This window comes from Pseudochelatococcus lubricantis (assembly GCF_042432495.1).
In the GTDB taxonomy this organism is placed as follows: Bacteria; Pseudomonadota; Alphaproteobacteria; order Rhizobiales; family Beijerinckiaceae; genus Pseudochelatococcus; species Pseudochelatococcus lubricantis.
This window is the reverse complement of the sequence record NZ_JBHLXC010000002.1, coordinates 1,061,150-1,078,717: the sequence shown is the minus strand read 5'-3', so window position 1 is coordinate 1,078,717 and position 17,568 is coordinate 1,061,150. Positions and strand designations below refer to the sequence as shown.

Annotated in this window: 16 protein-coding genes; 11 read left to right on the top strand and 5 right to left on the bottom strand. The window is 66.1% G+C overall.

All coding sequences use genetic code 11. The features are described 5' to 3' along the window. Positions 1-406 precede the first annotated feature (406 nt). The 11 genes from dnaK to ACFFJ7_RS07625 all read left to right on the top strand — a co-directional run bounded on the left by dnaK (position 407) and on the right by ACFFJ7_RS07625 (position 12,779). Entirely contained in the window at positions 407-2,335 is a 1,929-nt protein-coding gene (gene dnaK / locus ACFFJ7_RS07675; protein WP_377591603.1) for a molecular chaperone DnaK, read from the top strand. 149 nt (positions 2,336-2,484) lie between these two features. Continuing rightward, positions 2,485-3,627 carry a molecular chaperone DnaJ gene (gene dnaJ / locus ACFFJ7_RS07670; RefSeq protein WP_166948551.1) on the top strand — a complete coding sequence of 381 codons (1,143 nt, stop codon included), beginning with the start codon at positions 2,485-2,487 and terminating at the stop codon, positions 3,625-3,627. A 241-nt stretch (positions 3,628-3,868) separates the two neighbouring features. Beyond that, positions 3,869-4,429, top strand: a complete 561-nt coding sequence (locus tag ACFFJ7_RS07665; RefSeq protein WP_343042495.1) for a class I SAM-dependent methyltransferase — start codon at positions 3,869-3,871, stop codon at positions 4,427-4,429. Continuing rightward, the gene (pyrF, locus tag ACFFJ7_RS07660; RefSeq protein ID WP_377591601.1) at positions 4,419-5,126 is read left to right on the top strand and encodes an orotidine-5'-phosphate decarboxylase; all 708 of its coding nucleotides are present in this window, start codon (positions 4,419-4,421) and stop codon (positions 5,124-5,126) included. Before ACFFJ7_RS07665 ends, pyrF begins: the two co-directional genes overlap by 11 nt. Before the next feature lie 54 nt (positions 5,127-5,180). Continuing rightward, the gene (locus ACFFJ7_RS07655) at positions 5,181-5,471 is read left to right on the top strand and encodes a DUF1330 domain-containing protein (RefSeq protein ID WP_166948545.1); all 291 of its coding nucleotides are present in this window, start codon (positions 5,181-5,183) and stop codon (positions 5,469-5,471) included. Positions 5,472-5,498: 27 nt separating this feature from the next. Next, the gene (gene dapB / locus ACFFJ7_RS07650; RefSeq protein ID WP_377591598.1) at positions 5,499-6,314 is read left to right on the top strand and encodes a 4-hydroxy-tetrahydrodipicolinate reductase; all 816 of its coding nucleotides are present in this window, start codon (positions 5,499-5,501) and stop codon (positions 6,312-6,314) included. 53 nt (positions 6,315-6,367) lie between these two features. Then, entirely contained in the window at positions 6,368-6,988 is a 621-nt protein-coding gene (locus tag ACFFJ7_RS07645; protein ID WP_166948541.1) for a 2,3-bisphosphoglycerate-dependent phosphoglycerate mutase, read from the top strand. Positions 6,989-7,029: 41 nt separating this feature from the next. Continuing rightward, complete coding sequence (locus ACFFJ7_RS07640) at positions 7,030-8,076, top strand: hypothetical protein (protein WP_377591595.1); 1,047 nt, start codon at positions 7,030-7,032, stop codon at positions 8,074-8,076. Positions 8,077-8,139: 63 nt separating this feature from the next. Further along, positions 8,140-10,566, top strand: coding sequence for an ATP-dependent helicase (locus ACFFJ7_RS07635; RefSeq protein ID WP_377591593.1), 2,427 nt, complete (start codon positions 8,140-8,142; stop codon positions 10,564-10,566). Between the two features lie 44 nt (positions 10,567-10,610). Next, the gene (locus ACFFJ7_RS07630) at positions 10,611-11,549 is read left to right on the top strand and encodes a 50S ribosomal protein L11 methyltransferase (RefSeq protein ID WP_377592111.1); all 939 of its coding nucleotides are present in this window, start codon (positions 10,611-10,613) and stop codon (positions 11,547-11,549) included. A 123-nt stretch (positions 11,550-11,672) separates the two neighbouring features. Continuing rightward, positions 11,673-12,779: an ElaD/SseL family deubiquitinase gene (locus ACFFJ7_RS07625; RefSeq protein ID WP_377591591.1), complete on the top strand. Its 1,107-nt coding sequence runs from the start codon at positions 11,673-11,675 to the stop codon at positions 12,777-12,779. Between the two features lie 27 nt (positions 12,780-12,806). On the opposite strand, the gene kdsA is transcribed toward ACFFJ7_RS07625, so the two are convergent. The 5 genes from kdsA to tpiA all read right to left on the bottom strand — a co-directional run bounded on the left by kdsA (position 12,807) and on the right by tpiA (position 17,454). Then, positions 12,807-13,640 carry a 3-deoxy-8-phosphooctulonate synthase gene (gene kdsA / locus ACFFJ7_RS07620; RefSeq protein WP_377592110.1) on the bottom strand — a complete coding sequence of 278 codons (834 nt, stop codon included), beginning with the start codon at positions 13,638-13,640 and terminating at the stop codon, positions 12,807-12,809. A gap of 53 nt (positions 13,641-13,693) precedes the next feature. Beyond that, positions 13,694-14,095 (bottom strand): DUF350 domain-containing protein, encoded by a 402-nt coding sequence (locus ACFFJ7_RS07615; RefSeq protein ID WP_166948533.1) that lies wholly within the window; start codon positions 14,093-14,095, stop codon positions 13,694-13,696. 77 nt (positions 14,096-14,172) lie between these two features. Continuing rightward, positions 14,173-15,801, bottom strand: a complete 1,629-nt coding sequence (gene pyrG / locus ACFFJ7_RS07610) for a CTP synthase (RefSeq protein WP_377591589.1) — start codon at positions 15,799-15,801, stop codon at positions 14,173-14,175. 335 nt (positions 15,802-16,136) lie between these two features. After that, positions 16,137-16,547 (bottom strand): preprotein translocase subunit SecG, encoded by a 411-nt coding sequence (secG, locus tag ACFFJ7_RS07605; RefSeq protein WP_377591587.1) that lies wholly within the window; start codon positions 16,545-16,547, stop codon positions 16,137-16,139. Between the two features lie 145 nt (positions 16,548-16,692). Further along, on the bottom strand, positions 16,693-17,454 hold the full coding sequence (gene tpiA / locus ACFFJ7_RS07600) for a triose-phosphate isomerase (RefSeq protein ID WP_166948527.1): 762 nt from the start codon (positions 17,452-17,454) through the stop codon (positions 16,693-16,695). Positions 17,455-17,568: the final 114 nt, after the last annotated feature.

Genomic DNA, 17,568 nt, shown 5'->3' with positions numbered 1-17,568 from the left:
ACCCTCATTGCAAGCTTATGCTTTACGGACGCCGACTTTACCAGTCTTCCATAAACGTCGCGCTAACGGCAGCAGCTCCAGGGCTGTTTATAACTGGACTGTTTATAACCGCCCTGTGCCGCCGGGACGAGGCGGCGCGCCCAAAAATGTTCTGGCGACAGGGACATCCGGCACTTGCGAAGCAGACAAAAAACGACCACTTGATCTGACAGACGCGATACCGTCATCCTTGCTGCCGGCAGGTTCACACTTGCGGGCGGTTCGGGCCGGTCCTATATACGCGACCGACGCGCGGTAGAGCGTTGGCGGGCTCCACGCGGGCCCGTCCGATGTCAGTTACAGTCAAGCCATAAACCGGATCGCTACGGGGTCCGGGGGGCGGTCTGCTTGAAAGTGAGGGATCTCCATGGGTAAGGTTATCGGTATCGACCTCGGCACAACCAATTCCTGCGTCGCAGTGATGGAAGGGACGACGCCGAAGGTCATCGAGAACGCGGAAGGCGCGCGCACGACGCCCTCCATCGTCGCATTCACGGACGACGGCGAGCGCCTCGTCGGCCAGCCGGCCAAGCGCCAGGCGGTGACGAATCCGGAGCGCACGTTCTTCGCCATCAAGCGCCTGATCGGTCGCTCCTACGACGACCCGCTGACGCAGAAGGACCTTAACCTCGTCCCCTACAAGATCATTCGCGCCGCCAACGGCGATGCCTGGGTGCGCGCGGACGGCAAGGATTACTCGCCCTCGCAGATCTCCGCCTTCGTCCTGCAGAAGATGAAGGAAACGGCGGAAGCGCATCTCGGGCAGCCTGTCACGCAGGCCGTGATCACCGTCCCCGCCTACTTCAACGACGCGCAGCGCCAGGCCACCAAGGACGCCGGCAAGATCGCCGGCCTCGAAGTGCTGCGCATCATCAACGAGCCGACGGCAGCCGCCCTCGCCTACGGTCTCGACAAGCGCTCCACCGGCACCATCGCCGTGTACGACCTCGGCGGCGGCACGTTCGACGTGTCGATTCTCGAGATCGGCGACGGCGTGTTCGAAGTGAAGTCGACGAACGGCGACACGTTCCTCGGCGGCGAGGACTTCGATAACCGTCTGGTGGAATATCTGGCCGACGAGTTCAAGCGCGAGCAGGGAATCGACCTGCGCAAGGACAAGCTCGCCCTGCAGCGCCTGAAGGAAGCGGCGGAGAAGGCCAAGATCGAGCTGTCGTCCGCGGCCCAGACCGAAATCAATCTGCCCTACATCACGGCCGACGCGACGGGCCCGAAGCATCTCGCCATCAAGCTGTCGCGCGCCAAGTTCGAGCAGCTCGTCGAGGACCTGATCGAGCGCACCGTCGAGCCCTGCCGCAAGGCACTCAAGGATGCGGGCCTCGCGGCCGGCAGCATCGATGAGGTCGTGCTCGTCGGCGGCATGACGCGCATGCCCAAGGTGCAGGAAGTCGTCAAGCAGTTCTTCGGCAAGGAGCCGCACAAGGGCGTCAACCCGGACGAGGTCGTCGCCATCGGCGCCGCGGTGCAGGCCGGCGTGCTGCAGGGCGACGTGAAGGACGTGCTGCTGCTCGACGTGACGCCGCTGTCGCTCGGCATCGAGACGCTGGGCGGCGTGTTCACGCGCCTCATCGACCGCAACACGACCATCCCGACCAAGAAGAGCCAGGTGTTCTCCACGGCCGACGACAGCCAGACGGCGGTTACGATCCGTGTGTTCCAGGGCGAGCGCGAGATGGCGGCGGATAACAAGCTGCTCGGCCAGTTCGACCTGATCGGCATTCCCCCCGCGCCGCGCGGCGTGCCGCAGGTCGAGGTGACGTTCGATATCGACGCCAACGGCATCGTCAACGTGTCCGCCAAGGACAAGGCGACGAACAAGGAACAGACCATCCGCATCCAGGCCTCGGGCGGCCTGTCCGAGTCCGACATCGAGAAGATGGTCAAGGACGCCGAGGCGCATGCCGCCGAGGACAAGAAGCGCCGCGAGCTTGTCGAGGCCAGGAACCAGGCCGAGGGGCTCATCCATTCCACCGAGAAGTCGGTGGAGGAGCACGGCGACAAGGTGGGCGCGGCCGAGAAGACCGCCATCGAGAGCGCCATCGCCGACCTGCGCAAGGCGCTGGAAGGCGAGGACCTTGAGGCCATCAAGGCGCGCACGAACGACCTGATGCAGGCTTCGCTGAAGCTGGGCGAGGCCATCTACAAGGCGGGCCAGACCGCCGAGGGCGCCGCTGCCGGCGAGCAGGCGGAAGCGGGCGCGGGCGCCGCCGGACAGGGCGAGGATGTGATCGACGCCGACTTCCAGGAAGTCGACGACGACAAGAAGAAGCGCGCCTGATTTCATGACGGCCGGCCCGGCGTTCGCGCCGGGCCGTTTGCATCTTCTCGCATCGACAGCGACAATGCGGTTGGTGGGTTTGCCCTGCTTCGTCGGGGTACGGCGGGACCGACGACGTGATGGGGTCCGGTCATCGAAGGCAGGAACGGATGGCCAAGAGGGATTATTACGAGGCGCTGGGCGTTTCGCGCGGAGCGGTGGACGCGGAAATCAAGGTGGCCTTTCGCAAGCTGGCCATGCAGTATCACCCGGATCGGAATCCGGGTGACGCGCAGGCGGAAGCGCAATTCAAGGAAATCAACGAAGCCTACGAGGTCCTGAAGGATCCGCAGAAGCGCGGCGCCTACGACCGGTATGGCCATGCGGCCTTCGAACAGGCCGGCGCGCCGGGCGCCGCAGGCTTCGGCAACGATTTCTCCGACTTCATGACGGACATCTTCGACACGTTCTTCGGCGACACGCGCGCAGGCCCGCGCCAGCGCGGCGCGGGCGGGCGGGAACGTGGCGCGGACATGCGCTACAACCTCGAAATATCGCTTGAGGATGCGTATTCCGGCAAGACCGAGACCATCGAGGTGCCGTCCTCCGTCGTGTGCGAGGCCTGCACGGGCACCGGTGCGCGGGCCGGATCGAAGCCGCGCCAGTGCCCCACCTGCGGCGGCGCAGGCCGCGTGCGCGCCCAGCAGGGCTTCTTCGCCATCGAGCGCACCTGCCCCACCTGCCAGGGGCGCGGCCAGATTATCGAGAATCCTTGCGCCGTATGTGCCGGCGCCGGCCGCGTCACGCGCAACCGCACCCTCTCCGTGAATGTTCCGCCTGGCGTCGAGGACGGGACGCGCATCCGCCTGACGGGCGAAGGCGAGGCCGGTCTGCGCGGCGGACCGCCGGGCGATCTCTACATCTTCCTCTCGGTGCGGCCGCACGAACTCTACCAGCGCGACGGCGCGGACCTGTTCTGCCGCGTGCCGATCTCCATGGTGACGGCGGCGCTCGGCGGCGAGTTCGACGTGCCGACCGTGGCCGGGCAGGAAGTGCGCGTGCAGGTGCCGGCGGGCACCCAGACAGGCAAACAGTTCCGCCTGCGCGGCAAGGGCATGCCGGTGCTGCGTTCCCGCGATTTCGGCGACCTCTACATCCAGGTCGTGGTCGAGACGCCGCAGAACCTCACGCGCCGGCAGAGGGAACTGCTGGCCGAGTTCGAGAAGGAATCGTCCGGCGACACACATCCCGAGAGTGCGGGATTTCTGGCGCGGGTGAAGGATTTTTTCGAAGGCTTGGGAGGCGCTTCCTGAGAAATCGGTGAAATTCGCGCCGCTCCGGCTGCAAAATGCCATTATTGGCATTCGTTTTCATTGGATTTCCTAATCCGGACAATGCATTTTCAAGGCGGAAGGGTGTATCCGTGGGGGTGCGCCTGAGTAACCTCCACCAGCGAGGAAAGTCACACCCGTGTCTGAGCAACCCGTTCCCGAACAACACTTCTCCCAGAAACCCGGCCCGCGGCCGTCCCTCCTCAAGGACAAGCCGCAAGGCATCCGGGACGATGCGCGGTTTCTGAAATCGTGGGTGGAGCATCCGCTCGTCACCGGCGCGGTCAAGCCTTCGGGGCGTGCGCTCGCGCGCACCATGGCGAACTACATCGACCCCGCGCTGCCGGGCTTCGTGATTGAACTGGGGCCGGGCACCGGGCCCGTCACCGAGGCCCTGCTGAAGCGCGGACTGGCGCCCGAGCGGCTGGTGCTGGTGGAGTTCAACCCCGACTTCTGCAAGCTTCTGCGGCAGCGTTTCCCCGCCGTCAACGTCATTCAGGGCGACGCCTACGGCCTGGGCGAAACGTTGCGCGGCATTGTGCGGGAGCCGGCGGCGGGCGTCGTTTCCAGCCTGCCGCTGTTCACCAAGCCGTTGCCCCAGCGCCTGGCGCTGCTTGAGGACGCATTCTCGCTGATGCATCCGGGGGCGCCGTTCGTCCAGTTCACCTATGCCGTCGTGCCGCCCATCCCGAAGGAAGGGGGCAGCTACAGCGCCAGGCCGTCCGGCCGGGTATGGTGGAACCTGCCGCCGGCGCGTGTCTGGGTCTATCGCCGTGGCAAGTGACACGGCCCGCGACAGGCTGATCGTCGCCCTCGACGTGCCGGACGCCGGACAGGCGCGCGCGCTCGTGGAGCGGCTCGGCGACAGCGTGTCGTTCTACAAGCTCGGCATGGAAATCGTCTACGGCGGCGGGCTGGACCTTGCCAGCAGGCTGGTCGGCGAGGGCAAGCGGGTCTTCCTCGATCTCAAGCTGCACGACATCCCGACGACGGTCGAGCGGGCGACGGCGCAGATCGCGCGCATCGGTGCGACATTCCTCACCGTTCACGCCTATCCGCAGACGCTGGCAGCCGCCGTGTCGGGCAAGGCCGGATCATCGCTGAAGATCCTGGGCGTCACCGTCATGACCTCCTACGACAACGCCGATCTCGCCGCCGCCGGATACAGGTCCGGCGTGCGGGAGACGGTGGAGCGGCGCGCGCTACAGACGCGGGATGCGGGTGCGGACGGCATCATCCTGTCCGCCGCGGAAGTGGCGGAGCTGCGTGCCCTCGTCGGCGCCGACCTGCTGCTGGTGACACCGGGCATCCGCCCCGCCGGATCCGATGCGAACGACCAGAAGCGCATCGTCACGCCGGGCGAGGCGATCCGTGCGGGCGCGGATTATCTTGTCGTAGGCCGTCCCGTGACCGCCGCCGGCGATCCGCGCCGCGCGGCCGAGGCGATTGTCGAGGAAATCGCCGCAGCGTCGGCGCCGTAAGAATATCCGCGCATCCCGGCAAGCCTTCGGGAGCCGGACGCCAAGGAGGAAACAATGGCCAAGGGCTATCTCATCGCCCGGATCGATGTGACCGATCCCGACCAGTTCGCCGTCTACGCGAAGCTGGCCGCTGGCGCCAGCGCCAGGCACGGCGCGCGCGCCCTCGTGCGTGGCGGCCGCTTCGAGACGCTGGAGGGCGCGCCACGCGAGCGCAACGTGATTCTCGAGTTCGACAGTTTCGAGAAGGCGCGCGACTATTACTACTCGGACGACTACCAGGCGGCGAAGCAGGAGCGTGAGAACGCCAGCGTCGCCGAGTTCGTTGTGGTCGAGGGCGTGGATTGATCCATTCTTGCTTCAGGTGACGATTCAATGAGTGATTTTCGGCTTGTCGTTGTCGGGGCGGGCGGACGCATGGGCCGCATGCTGGTGCGCACGGTCTCGGAAGCGGCGGGGGTAACGCTCGCCGCCGCCATCGAGCGCCCCGGCGCCGCCGAACTCGGACGGGATGCCGGCGAACTCGCCGGCGTGGGCCCGCTCGGCGTGCCGGTGACGGAGGATGTCGCCGCCGCGTTCGCGACTGCGGACGGCGTGCTCGACTTTACCCGGCCCGAGGCATCGGTCGCCTTCGCGCGCGAAGCGGCACGCGCCGGAGTGGTGCACGTCATCGGCACCACGGGCTTCGCCGAGGCGGAGCTTGCCGAGATCGACCGGTCCGCGCAGGAAACAGTCATCGTGCGTTCTGGCAACATGAGCCTTGGCGTCAATCTGCTGGCGGCGCTGGTGCGCCGCGCGGCCAGGACGCTGGACGCGGATTTCGACATCGAGATCCTCGAAATGCACCATCGGCACAAGGTCGACGCGCCGTCCGGCACGGCGCTGCTGCTGGGCGAGGCGGCGGCGGCCGGGCGCGGCATCGCGCTGAAGGATCACGCCCAGCGGGTGCGCGACGGCTACACCGGCCCGCGCACGCCCGGCGACATCGGCTTCGCAACGTTGCGCGGCGGCTCCGTCGTGGGCGAGCATAATGTGATCTTCGCGGCCGCCGGCGAGCGCATCGAACTGGGCCACCGGGCGGAGGACAGGGGCATCTTCGCCCGCGGCGCCGTCAAGGCTGCCGTCTGGGGCAAGGGCCGCGCGCCGGGGCTTTATACGATGGCCGACGTGCTCGGCATCGCGGATATATGATAAACGCGATAAGATCGCCTGAGTTTTCGATTCCGCCTGTGGGAGATTGCTGAATGTCGCGCCTTCTTGTGCTCGTCCGTCACGGCCAGAGCGATTGGAACCTGAAAAATCTGTTCACCGGGTGGAAAGACCCCGATCTGACGGAAGCAGGCATCGCCGAGGCGCGCGCAGCCGGCAGGAAGCTGAAGGAACAGGGCATCGTCTTCGACCGCGCCTACACCTCCGACCTGATCCGCGCCCAGCATACGCTCGCGCTGATTCAGGAGGAACTCGGCCAGACGGATCTGCCTGTCGTGCGTGACCTGGCCCTCAACGAGCGCAACTATGGCGACCTTTCCGGCCTGAACAAGGACGACGCGCGCCAGCGGTGGGGCGAGGAGCAGGTGCATGTGTGGCGCCGCTCCTACGACGTGCCGCCGCCCGGCGGCGAAAGCCTGAAAGATACGGTTGCCCGCGTGCTGCCATATTATGTCCAGAACATTCTGCCGGCAGTGCTACGTGGCGAGAAGGTGCTGGTGGCGGCGCACGGCAACTCGCTGCGTGCGCTGCTGATGGTGCTGGAGAGGCTGACGCCCGAGACGATCCCGACGGTGGAACTCGCCACAGGCGTGCCGCTGGTCTATCGTCTCAACGCCGACAGCACCGTGGAGTCGAAAGCCATTCTGGAAGCGTGACCGGCGGTCATCGGGCTGCGCGGGCAAGAACGGGAGAGCAGATGAAAGCGGCTGGCAGGAGGAGTCTCATCGCGCTGGCGCTTCTGTGCGGCGTGGGGTTTGTGCCGGGCGCGCTGCTTGGTGCCGTTCCGCCCGCGTTCGCCGAGGAAGCGCCCGTGCGCGTGTTTCCGCCGGGGCTCGGCATCGGCCTCGTACCGCCGGCCGAAATGGTGCCCTCGGACCGCTTCGCCGGCTTCGAGGACGAGGCGCGCGAGTCCGCCATCATCCTGATGGAGATGCCGCCGGAACTGTTTGCCGGACTCGAAAAGGACCTGCGCGACCCGAAGCGCGAGCCGCAAGGGTTCGAGCTGATCCGGCGCGAGCCGTGGCCCGTGGAGGGCGGCAAGGGCGTGCTGGTGGAAGGCCGCCACGATATCGACGGCAAGAACGTCTACAAATGGGTGCTGGCGCGCGGAACGGCATCGGCCGCTTCGGCGGTAACGTTCCAGGTTTCCGAGCGGGCGCGCGACATCTATACGGACGATGTGGTGCTGCGCACCTTGCGCTCGCTTGCACAGCGCGACCATGCCGGCCTGCTGGCGGAGCTGGGCACGCTGCCCTTCACGATCGACGAGGCCGACGGCAAGGACAAGCGGCCCGCTTTCCGCATTTCCCGCGTGATTTCTGGCAGTTCCGTGATGCTGACGCTCGGCCCGAAGGACCTGGTGCAGGGCGCGGAACAACCTGTGATCATCATCGGCGGCAGCAAGGCGGCTATCGCCGGCGCGCTGGAACAGGACCGCTTCGCCCGTCAGTCTTTCGGGAGCCTCTCGGGCGTGCAGGGGATGCAGATCCGGCGGGGAGAGGGCGTCACGCGCGACGGCGTCGCGTGGCACGAGATGGAGGCCGACGCGCAGGATGCCACGACCGGCGCGAAGGTGCGGGTTCTGCAGGCCATCCGCTTCGACCGCGCGCAGTTCATCCGCTTCGTCATCGTCGCCCGGCAAGGAGTCTGGAAGGACGCCACTGCCTATTTCGAGCACCTGCGCGACACCGTTCGCCCGCGCCCGGAAGCCGCGGGCACGGAGACGAGAAACGAACCCGAATGACAATGGCCGGATGCCGGTAGCCACGTCACGCGAGGGCTCGCGAACTGGCTATATTGGTATAGAATGAAAACAGAACTGTTTCCGCATGCCGATTCCGCCCGTGGATCGGCCCTGAAGGTTGAACGCGCTTCCGTGACCGATCCGTTGCCCGACAAATCCGTGCCCGTCCCTTCCCTGTCGCTCGGCGAGAAGGCACGGCGGGCCGTGCAGCCGCAAGTCCCCTACCTCACGGGGCTGAATCTGGAGCAGCGGCGCGCGGTCGAGACGCTGGAGGGCCCGCTGCTCGTGCTGGCAGGCGCGGGTACGGGCAAGACGCGCGTGCTGACCACCCGCATCGCGCACCTCATCGCCACCGGCCGTGCTTTCCCCTCGCAAATCCTGGCGGTCACCTTCACCAACAAGGCCGCGCGCGAGATGAAGGAACGCATCACCGCGCTGGTGGGGGCGGTCGCGGAAGGCATGCCGTGGCTCGGCACCTTCCACGCCATCGGCACCAAGATCCTGCGCCGCCATGCCGAACTGGTCGGCCTGAAGAGCGACTTCACCATCCTCGACACGGATGACCAGATTCGCCTGCTGAAGCAGATCATCCGGGCGGAAAACCTTGACGACAAGCGCTGGCCGGCGCGGCAACTGGCGCACCTCATCGATAGCTGGAAAAACCGCGCCCTGACACCGGACAAGGTCTCCGCCGGCGAGGCGCAAGGCTTCGCCAACGGGCGTGGCGCGGCGCTTTACAAGCTCTATCAGGAGCGCCTCAAGGTGTTGAACGCGGTCGATTTCGGCGACCTGCTGGTCGAGACGATCCGCCTGTTCCGCGAGAATCCGGACGTGCTGGCCCGCTATCAGGACCGCTTCCGTTATATTCTCGTGGACGAGTATCAGGATACCAACGTCGCGCAATACCTGTGGCTGCGTCTGCTGGCACAGGGGCGGCAGAACCTCTGCTGCGTCGGCGACGACGACCAGTCGATCTACGGCTGGCGCGGGGCGGAGGTCGACAACATCCTGCGCTTCGAGCATGATTTTCCGGGCGCCGCCGTCGTGCGCCTCGAACGCAATTACCGCTCCACCGCGCACATCCTCGCCGCCGCCTCCCATCTCATTGCCCATAACGAGGACCGGCTCGGCAAGACGCTGCATACGGACGGCGCCGCGGGCGAGCCGGTCGCCATTACCGGCGCCTGGGACTCGGAGGAGGAAGCGCGCCAGATCGGCGAGGTCATCGAGACGCTGCAGGCGCAGGCGCATCCGCTGTCGCAGATTGCCGTGCTGGTGCGCATTTCCGCGCAGATGCGCGAGATCGAGGACCGCTTCGTCCAGCTCGGCCTTCCCTATCGCGTCATCGGCGGGCCGCGCTTTTACGAGCGGCTGGAGATTCGCGATGCACTCGCGTATTTCCGCTGCGTCGTGTCGCAGGCTGACGATCTCGCCTTCGAGCGCATCTTCAACACCCCGAAGCGCGGGCTGGGCGACGCGACGCTGCAGATACTGCACGCCTATGCCCGCCACGCCGGCATTCCGCTGATGCAGGCGGCACGCGCACTCATCGAGACCGAGGAGCTGAAGCCGAAGCAGCGTAGCACCCTGCGCGATCTGCTTGCCGCCTTCGACCGCTGGTCGCGGCAACTGGAAACGGTGCCGCACACGGAACTCGCGGAAATCGTGCTCGACGAATCGGGCTACACCACCATGTGGCAGAACGACCGGTCGCCCGAGGCGGGCGGGCGGCTGGACAACCTCAAGGAACTCATCCGCACGCTGGAGGAATTTCCTGATCTGCAGGCATTTCTCGAACACGTATCGCTCGTCATGGACGCTTCGGAGGGTGATTCGCACGAGCGCGTCTCCCTGATGACGCTGCACGCCGCCAAGGGCCTCGAATTCGATACCGTCTTCCTGCCCGGCTGGGAGGAAGGGCTGTTCCCCAACCAGCGCGCGCTCGACGAGCAGGGCCGGGCGGGGCTGGAGGAGGAGCGCCGCCTCGCGTATGTCGGCCTCACGCGCGCGCGCAAGTCGGCGCGGATCATGTTCGCCTCGAACCGCCGAATCCATGGCCTGTGGAACGCCACCGCGCCCTCCCGATTCATCGATGAGTTGCCGGAGGCACATGTCGAGGTCAAGGAGGCGCCGGCCGCATTTTCCTATGGCAATTATGGCCGCAGCCGCTTCGACCAGGGCAGCGGGGCCTTCGGCTCCACCTACAATACACCCGGCTGGACGCGGGCGCGCCAGAACAGCGGGCCGGGCTTCGGCGCGCCCACGGGCGCGCCGCCGGGCGGGCGCCGGGGCGGCGGCCATGGCCACACCATCGAGGGCGAGATCGTGGCCCGCGCCGCAGCCTCTTCCGCCTTCCGTGCCGGCGACCGGGTGTTCCACCAGAAGTTTGGCCCGGGCACGGTGGCCGCGGCCGACGGCAACAAACTGACGATCGACTTCGACAAGGCCGGGCGCAAGGCCGTGATCGACAGTTTCGTCAAACCCGCGTAAGCGTTCGGGACTTTTCCTTTTCATTCGGGACACCGACGATGCCGATGTATGAGGGCCTGCTGCCGCCCAACCCTACCCACGTCCTGCGCTTCGATACGGACGAGAATGCCGCCCAGGCCATGACGGCGCTGCTCGGCGAAGTGTTCGACCCCGCCGAGACGGCGGTTGCTTCGTTCGAGACCGAGGACGGGCACTGGCATGTCGAGGCCTATTTCGCCCATGCGCCGGACGAAGCGGGCGTGCGCGACCTGCTGCGCCTCGTCATCGGCGACCGGGCGGATGAGGTGACCTTTTCCGCCATCGCGCAGAAGGACTGGGTCCGGGCCAGCCTCGACGGGCTGAAGCCGGTGCGTGCCGGGCGCTTCCTCGTGCACGGCAGCCATGACCGGCATACCGTCCGCACCAATGACATCGCCATCGAGATCGACGCCGCGCTTGCCTTCGGCACCGGCCACCACGGCACGACGCTCGGCTGCCTGCTGGCGCTCGCGGATGAATTGCGCCGCCGCCGCCCGCAACGGGTGCTCGATGTCGGCACGGGAACCGGCATTCTGGCGCTTGCCGCCGCGCGCGCCGTCCGCCGCAGGGTGGTCGCGGGCGATATCGACCCCGTCGCCGTCGCGGTAGCGCGCGCCAACGCACGCCTCAACGGCGCGGGCCAATTCATCCGCTACTATGCCGCGCCCGGCGTGCGCCACGCGCTGGCGAACCGTCCGCGCCGCTTCGACCTCGTCTTCGCCAATATTCTGGCGAAGCCCTTGCGCCAGCTTGCCCCCGCCATTGCGGGCGTTCTCAGCGGGCCGGGTACCCTCGTGCTTTCCGGCCTCCTGCCGCGCGACGTGCCGGGCGTGCTCTCGGCCTATGCCGCGCAGGGCCTGCGCCTCTGGAAGCGCTCGGAACGCGAGGGATGGGCGACGCTCGTGCTCAGGCGCGGCGGAGCGGCACCCGGAACCGCACGCGCACACCGGCGCCCGGCAGGGTGAGGCGCCGGCGCAGATGCGACGAATGCGGTTGCTTAGGCGGCGGGCATGTGACATATATTGCGTGAAAACTGGCGTATTTTACATTGCTTTATCAGCTTTTTTGTTCCTTTTAAGGATATCGTCATGCCCACGATCGCCGCCGCAAGCTATATTCCCAACCTGAGCGAAGCGCAGCTCTCGGCTTTGCTTTCCGGCTCCGACGCCACTGCCGGGGCCAGCCTGTACAAGTTGGCCGCCAACGCCGCCGCCGGCGACGCCGACAGCATTGAGCTGCTGCTGAATCTGTCCGCGCGGGCCGACGCCATCGGCGACGAAGCCGAATCGATCCTGTTCAATCTCTTCTCCGGCCGGGCGGAAGGCAGGAGCGGCATCGCCGATCTCGTGGCCGCGGATGCCCTGCGCTTTTACGAACGCAACAAGGATTTGCGCGGCAAGGGCAAACTGTCTCCGGAAACCGCGGACAAGCTCACGACGCCATCCGCGCTTCTCTATCTGGCAGGCGCGGGCGCGGCGCAGATCAACGCGGCCGCAACCCGTTCTGAAATCGCCAGCGTGCTCGGTCAAGATGCCATTCTCGATACCGTCTTCCCCCTGCTGCCGTCGGGCCGGCGGGATGATCCGTGGAGTCACAACAGATTCCTGTCAAGCATCGAGGTGGACACGGCGATCGCCGCGCTGGCGAACGATAACGCCAACCAGGGTGACGTCTCGGCGCTCGGCGCCACCGAGATCGGTTATCTCGACATCAATGCACTGCTCGACGAACTGTCGAAAAGCGACAGGCCTATATTCGTACCCCTCAACGACGACGACCACTGGATGAGTCTCGTTGTTTACAAAGATGAGACCAGCACGCCCCGCGCAGTCTTTTTCAGCTCAAGAACGGGTTACTACGAGGGCCGCGAGCTTGCTTCGGGCCAGCGGGCGCCGGGCGTCAAGGCCCCCCTGCTCAATGCGCTGGCGGCCCTTGGAATCAAGGAAAACAGCATCACGGTCATCGAACAGGACATGCAGGACAATGTGCCCGACGGCTGCGGGCTGTTCACCGTGGAAGCGTTCTGGCGCGTGTCGGAAGGGGTGCGAATGGGAATGCCCCCCGAGGACGCCCTGCATGATCTCGTCGACGACTTCGTCGATATACCAGCCGAAGAGCAGGCCCGCTTCAATATCGATGCACGGCGGCAGATCCACGGCACCCTGCTCGCTTCCATGCAAATGCACGGGCAGTAAAGCCGCCGCCATCCCGGCGGCGGGACATCATCCCCGCCGCTTGGCGATCGCGTCAAATGCCTGCAGCCCGGCCAGCAATGTCTCCAACTGGCTGAGCGGCACCATGTTGGGGCCGTCGGAAGGCGCGGCGTCCGGATTCTCGTGGGTTTCGATGAATACACCCGCGACACCGACTGCAACCGCCGCGCGCGCCAGCACCGGCACGAAACGCCGTTCACCGCCCGTCGAAGCGCCCTGCCCGCCCGGCTGCTGCACGGAATGGGTGGCGTCGAAGATCACCGGCGCGCCAGTCGTCTGGGCCATGATGGGCAGTGCGCGCATGTCGCTGACCAGCGTGTTGTAGCCGAAGGAAACACCACGCTCCGTCACCAGCACGTTGGGATTGCCGCTCTGCGTTATCTTGGCGGCAACGTGGCGCATGTCCCAGGGGGCAAGGAACTGGCCTTTCTTGACATTCACCGCCCGCCCCGTCTGCGCGGCCGCGACCAGAAGATCGGTCTGGCGGCAGAGGAAGGCCGGAATTTGCAGCACATCCACCGCCTCTGCCACGGGCGCGCATTGCTCCGGCAGGTGAACGTCGGTGAGCACCGGCAGGCCGAGCGTTTCGCGGATCTCCGCGAAGATCGGCAGCGCCTCCGCAAGGCCCACGCCGCGCGCGGCCTTGATGGAGGTGCGGTTCGCCTTGTCGAACGACGTCTTGAACACCACGCCGATGCCGAGCCGCCCCGCGATCTCCCTGATCGCGGTGGCCACTTCCAGCGCATGCGCGCGGCTCTCAAGCTGGCACGGTCCCGCGATCAGCGCCAGCGGCAGTTCGTTGCCGAACCGGACAGCCCCTGCCCCTTCGCCGACGGTGACGATCGTCTGTTCGCCCTGTGCGTGCGTGTCGCTCAACTAATCGCTCCCGAAATCTGTCAGATCGCCATGCAGGCCGAGTTGGCGATGCCCGCCGTCAGCGATACCGCACCCAGAAACGTCGCCGCCGCGACCTCGCCATCCGCGATACGGCGCGTCAGGTCGGGGATGACGAGCCGGGCGAAGCCATAAGCGAGGATCTGCACGACGATGGCGATGAGCCCCCACACCACCAGATCGACGACGGTGCTGGTGTTGACGATGGCGCTGGACAGCGGCAGCGCGAAGCCGATGAGGCTCAGCCCCAACGACAGCGCCGCCGAGACGACGTTCCGCCTGATCAGCGTGAACTCGTTATGGGACGTTGCGAAAGTATAGATGAGCAGATACAGGCCGACGAGAAACGTCGCGATGATGAAATCGATCAGAAAATCGATGAACTGTCCCAGCGTCGTTACCATCGCCGCCAATCCCCCACTGCCACCGCTTTCGCCATACCACGGAAGGGGTGCTGCATACCAGCGCCCCGGTTGTCTCGTCAAACCAGCCGGCTTTGCTTGAGCGCCGCCTCGATGAAACTTCTGAACAGCGGGTGTGGCGCGAAGGGGCGCGACTTCAGTTCCGGATGGAACTGCACGCCGACGAACCAGGGATGGTCCATCCGCTCCACGATCTCCGGCAGCAGGCCGTCCGGCGACACGCCCGAGAAGCGCAGGCCCGCCGCCTCCAGCCGCTCGCGATAGTCCATGTTGACTTCATAGCGATGACGATGACGCTCGGAAATCTCCAGCGATCCGTAGATTTCCGCCACCCGGCTGTCCGGCGCGAGTTCCGCCTTGTAGGCGCCGAGGCGCATGGTGCCGCCAAGGTCGCTGTCCGCGCGGCGCACCTCACGCAGGTTGCCCTTCGCCCATTCCGTCAGCAGGCCGACGACGGGCTCGCTCGTGGGGCCGAATTCCGTGGAATTGGCCTCCTCGATACCCGCCAGCGACCGCGCGGCCTCGATCACCGCCATCTGCATGCCGAAGCAGATGCCGAAATAGGGCACGTTGTGCTCGCGGGCGAAGCTCACCGCCTTGATCTTGCCCTCCGCCCCGCGCTGGCCGAAACCGCCCGGAACGAGAATGCCGTTGACGTGTTCGAGGAAAGGCGCGGGGTCCTCCCGCTCGAAGATCTCGCTCTCGATCCAGTCCAGGTTGACCTTCACCCGGTTGGCGATGCCGCCGTGGGTGAGCGCTTCGATAAGCGACTTGTAGGCATCCTTGAGGCCGGTATACTTGCCGACGACGGCAATGGTCACCTCGCCTTCGGGGTTCTTGACCCGCTCGGAAATCGCCTTCCAGGCGCTGATGTCGGGCTCCGGCGAGCCCTCCATGCCGAAAGCGGCCAGCACCTCGTTGTCGAGCCCCTCCGCGTGGTAGGCGATCGGCACATCGTAGATGGAAGCTGCGTCGCAGGCTTCGATCACCGCGCTCTCGCGCACGTTGCAGAACAGTGAAAGCTTGCGCCGCTCCTCCACGGGGATCGGCCGGTCCGTGCGGCAGAGCAGGATATGCGGCTGGATGCCGATGGAGCGAAGCTCCGCCACCGAATGCTGGGTCGGCTTCGTCTTCAGCTCACCTGCGGCCGGGATATAGGGCAGCAGCGTCAGATGCATGAACACGGCATGGTTGCGCGGCAGTTCCTGGCCGAGCTGGCGAATCGCCTCCAGGAACGGCAGGCTTTCGATGTCGCCGACCGTGCCGCCGATCTCCACCAGCACGAAGTCGACATCGTCGTTGCCGTCGAGAACGAAGTCCTTGATGGCATTGGTGACGTGCGGAATGACCTGGATGGTGGCGCCCAGATATTCGCCCCGGCGCTCCTTCGTCAGGATATCGAGATACAACCTGCCGGTGGTGACGTTGTCGTCGCGCGTGCAGGGGCGGCCGGTGAAGCGCTCGTAATGGCCGAGATCGAGGTCGGTCTCGGCGCCGTCGTCCGTCACGAACACCTCACCGTGCTGGTAAGGGCTCATCGTGCCCGGATCGACATTGAGATAGGGGTCGAGCTTGCGCAGCCGCACGCGGTATCCGCGCGATTGCAGCAAGGCACCCAGCGCCGCCGACGCGAGGCCCTTCCCCAGGGAAGAAACGACACCACCAGTGATGAAAACGTACCGCGCCATGGAGACTCTCAATCCCCTCCCGTCGAAAAAGACCGATAGGGCAGCGGACGGAAAACCGAAATCACGCCGTCGCTCTATCTCTTCGCATACGCATCAAATCCCCCGGAAACGGCACCCGTTTCGTGATTTGACATTCCGGAGCGCTTTCCGATCAACCGCAAACATCCGATCGACGGAAACTCGCTCAAAAATCAAAAACTCGCAGACCGCTTCCCGATCTAAGCGCAACGTATTCCCTTGTCACGCCATTTGGAACGCATACCAGACCGACCCAAAGAGAAAGGGCCGGAACTCCGGCCCTCGTTTGCGGAGGCTACCGTTTCACCGGCAGTCCCTTACTCTGCATTCGGCACCTGCGGCCCGCTCGGAACGGCCGGCGCGGGGGCGGGTGCTGGCGCGGACGGCGCCTCAAGTTGCTGCAACTGCTGGAGCCGCTGGAAGCCGCTGTCGCCGCTGGGAGCACCGGACGGAGCGGTCGCGCCGCCCGTGGCGCCATCGAAGATGGACCCCGGCGCCGTCTGCCGGCCGGCGAGAATCGTCAGGCCGAGGCTCGTCAGAAAGAACAGCGCGGCCAGAATGGCGGTGGTGCGGGTGAGCACGTTGGCCTGCCCGCGACCGGTCATGAAGCCCGCGCCGCTGCCTCCGCCGCCCATGCCAAGGCCGCCACCTTCGGAGCGCTGCAGCAGCACGACGCCGACGAGTGCCAGCACAATAACGAGATGAACGACGATCAGAACGCTTTGCATATCATAACCCAGACGAGCCACATTTCAGGCATACGCCCCCGCCGGCGGAAGCGGCGCACGGATACCGGAAGCAGGCTGTAACATAAACATCATGTGACCGCAAAGAAAGGGGCGGTGCGATTTTCGCGTTTCCCCGCTTTTCCGGTCAGCGGTAATAATCAGCGATGGCAAGGAAATCGGCGGCTTCCAGGCTCGCGCCACCCACCAATGCACCGTCGACATGGCTCACCGACAGCAGGTCGAAGGCATTGTCGGGCTTGACGGAACCGCCGTAGAGGATGCGAATCGCCGCCCCGGCCTCGCCATAGCGCTCGACGAGCGCCGCGCGGATCGCCGCATGCACCTCCGCCACCTGCGCGGGCGTCGGCGTCAGCCCCGTGCCGATGGCCCAGACGGGCTCATACGCCACGACGAGATCGTCGCCGTTCGCCGTTTCGGGCAGCGAGCCGGCAAGCTGCGCGCGCACCACGTCGAGGGCGTTGCCGCCCTCGCGCTGCCCGCGGGTTTCGCCGACGCAAACGACCGGTGTCAGCCACGCATCGCGCGCGGCGAGCGCCTTGGCACGCACGACCGCGTCCGTCTCGCCGTGGTCGGCGCGCCGCTCGGAATGGCCGACAATCACGTAGGAGGCACCGGCGTCCGCGAGCTGCGGCGCGGAGACATCGCCCGTGTGCGCGCCGGACGCCTTGACGTGGCAATCCTGACCGCCGACCGAGACGCCCGAGCCGACCGCCACCACGCCGAAGGTGACGGTGAGCGTGGCGGGCGGGCAGATCAGAAGCTCGACCTTGCTGCGCAGCGCCGCGTCATAGCCCTGAATGATCGCCGCAAAAACCCGCGCCGACAGCTTGTTGCCGTTCATCTTCCAGTTGCCCGCGACGAGCGGGCGCGGGCGCGCCGATGTCATGCCATCCCTCTTCAAAAGCGTTTCTTCCACCAACGATGCATGCGGAAACGTGCTTGCAAATCCGTTCCCTGCAGCCTGCACCTTAGCCACGATCGCGGCACCGTGTCACCCTGT

Coding starts and splice junctions, on each gene's coding strand:
- ACFFJ7_RS07655 (WP_166948545.1), top strand. CDS start 5,181: ATGGCCAAGGGCTATCTCATCGCCCGGATCGATGTGACCGATCCCGAC.
- dnaK (WP_377591603.1), top strand. CDS start 407: ATGGGTAAGGTTATCGGTATCGACCTCGGCACAACCAATTCCTGCGTC.
- ACFFJ7_RS07640 (WP_377591595.1), top strand. CDS start 7,030: ATGAAAGCGGCTGGCAGGAGGAGTCTCATCGCGCTGGCGCTTCTGTGC.
- secG (WP_377591587.1), bottom strand. CDS start 16,547: ATGCAAAGCGTTCTGATCGTCGTTCATCTCGTTATTGTGCTGGCACTC.
- tpiA (WP_166948527.1), bottom strand. CDS start 17,454: ATGACATCGGCGCGCCCGCGCCCGCTCGTCGCGGGCAACTGGAAGATG.
- dnaJ (WP_166948551.1), top strand. CDS start 2,485: ATGGCCAAGAGGGATTATTACGAGGCGCTGGGCGTTTCGCGCGGAGCG.
- ACFFJ7_RS07630 (WP_377592111.1), top strand. CDS start 10,611: ATGTATGAGGGCCTGCTGCCGCCCAACCCTACCCACGTCCTGCGCTTC.
- ACFFJ7_RS07615 (WP_166948533.1), bottom strand. CDS start 14,095: ATGGTAACGACGCTGGGACAGTTCATCGATTTTCTGATCGATTTCATC.
- ACFFJ7_RS07625 (WP_377591591.1), top strand. CDS start 11,673: ATGCCCACGATCGCCGCCGCAAGCTATATTCCCAACCTGAGCGAAGCG.
- dapB (WP_377591598.1), top strand. CDS start 5,499: ATGAGTGATTTTCGGCTTGTCGTTGTCGGGGCGGGCGGACGCATGGGC.
- ACFFJ7_RS07645 (WP_166948541.1), top strand. CDS start 6,368: ATGTCGCGCCTTCTTGTGCTCGTCCGTCACGGCCAGAGCGATTGGAAC.
- pyrG (WP_377591589.1), bottom strand. CDS start 15,801: ATGGCGCGGTACGTTTTCATCACTGGTGGTGTCGTTTCTTCCCTGGGG.
- ACFFJ7_RS07635 (WP_377591593.1), top strand. CDS start 8,140: ATGAAAACAGAACTGTTTCCGCATGCCGATTCCGCCCGTGGATCGGCC.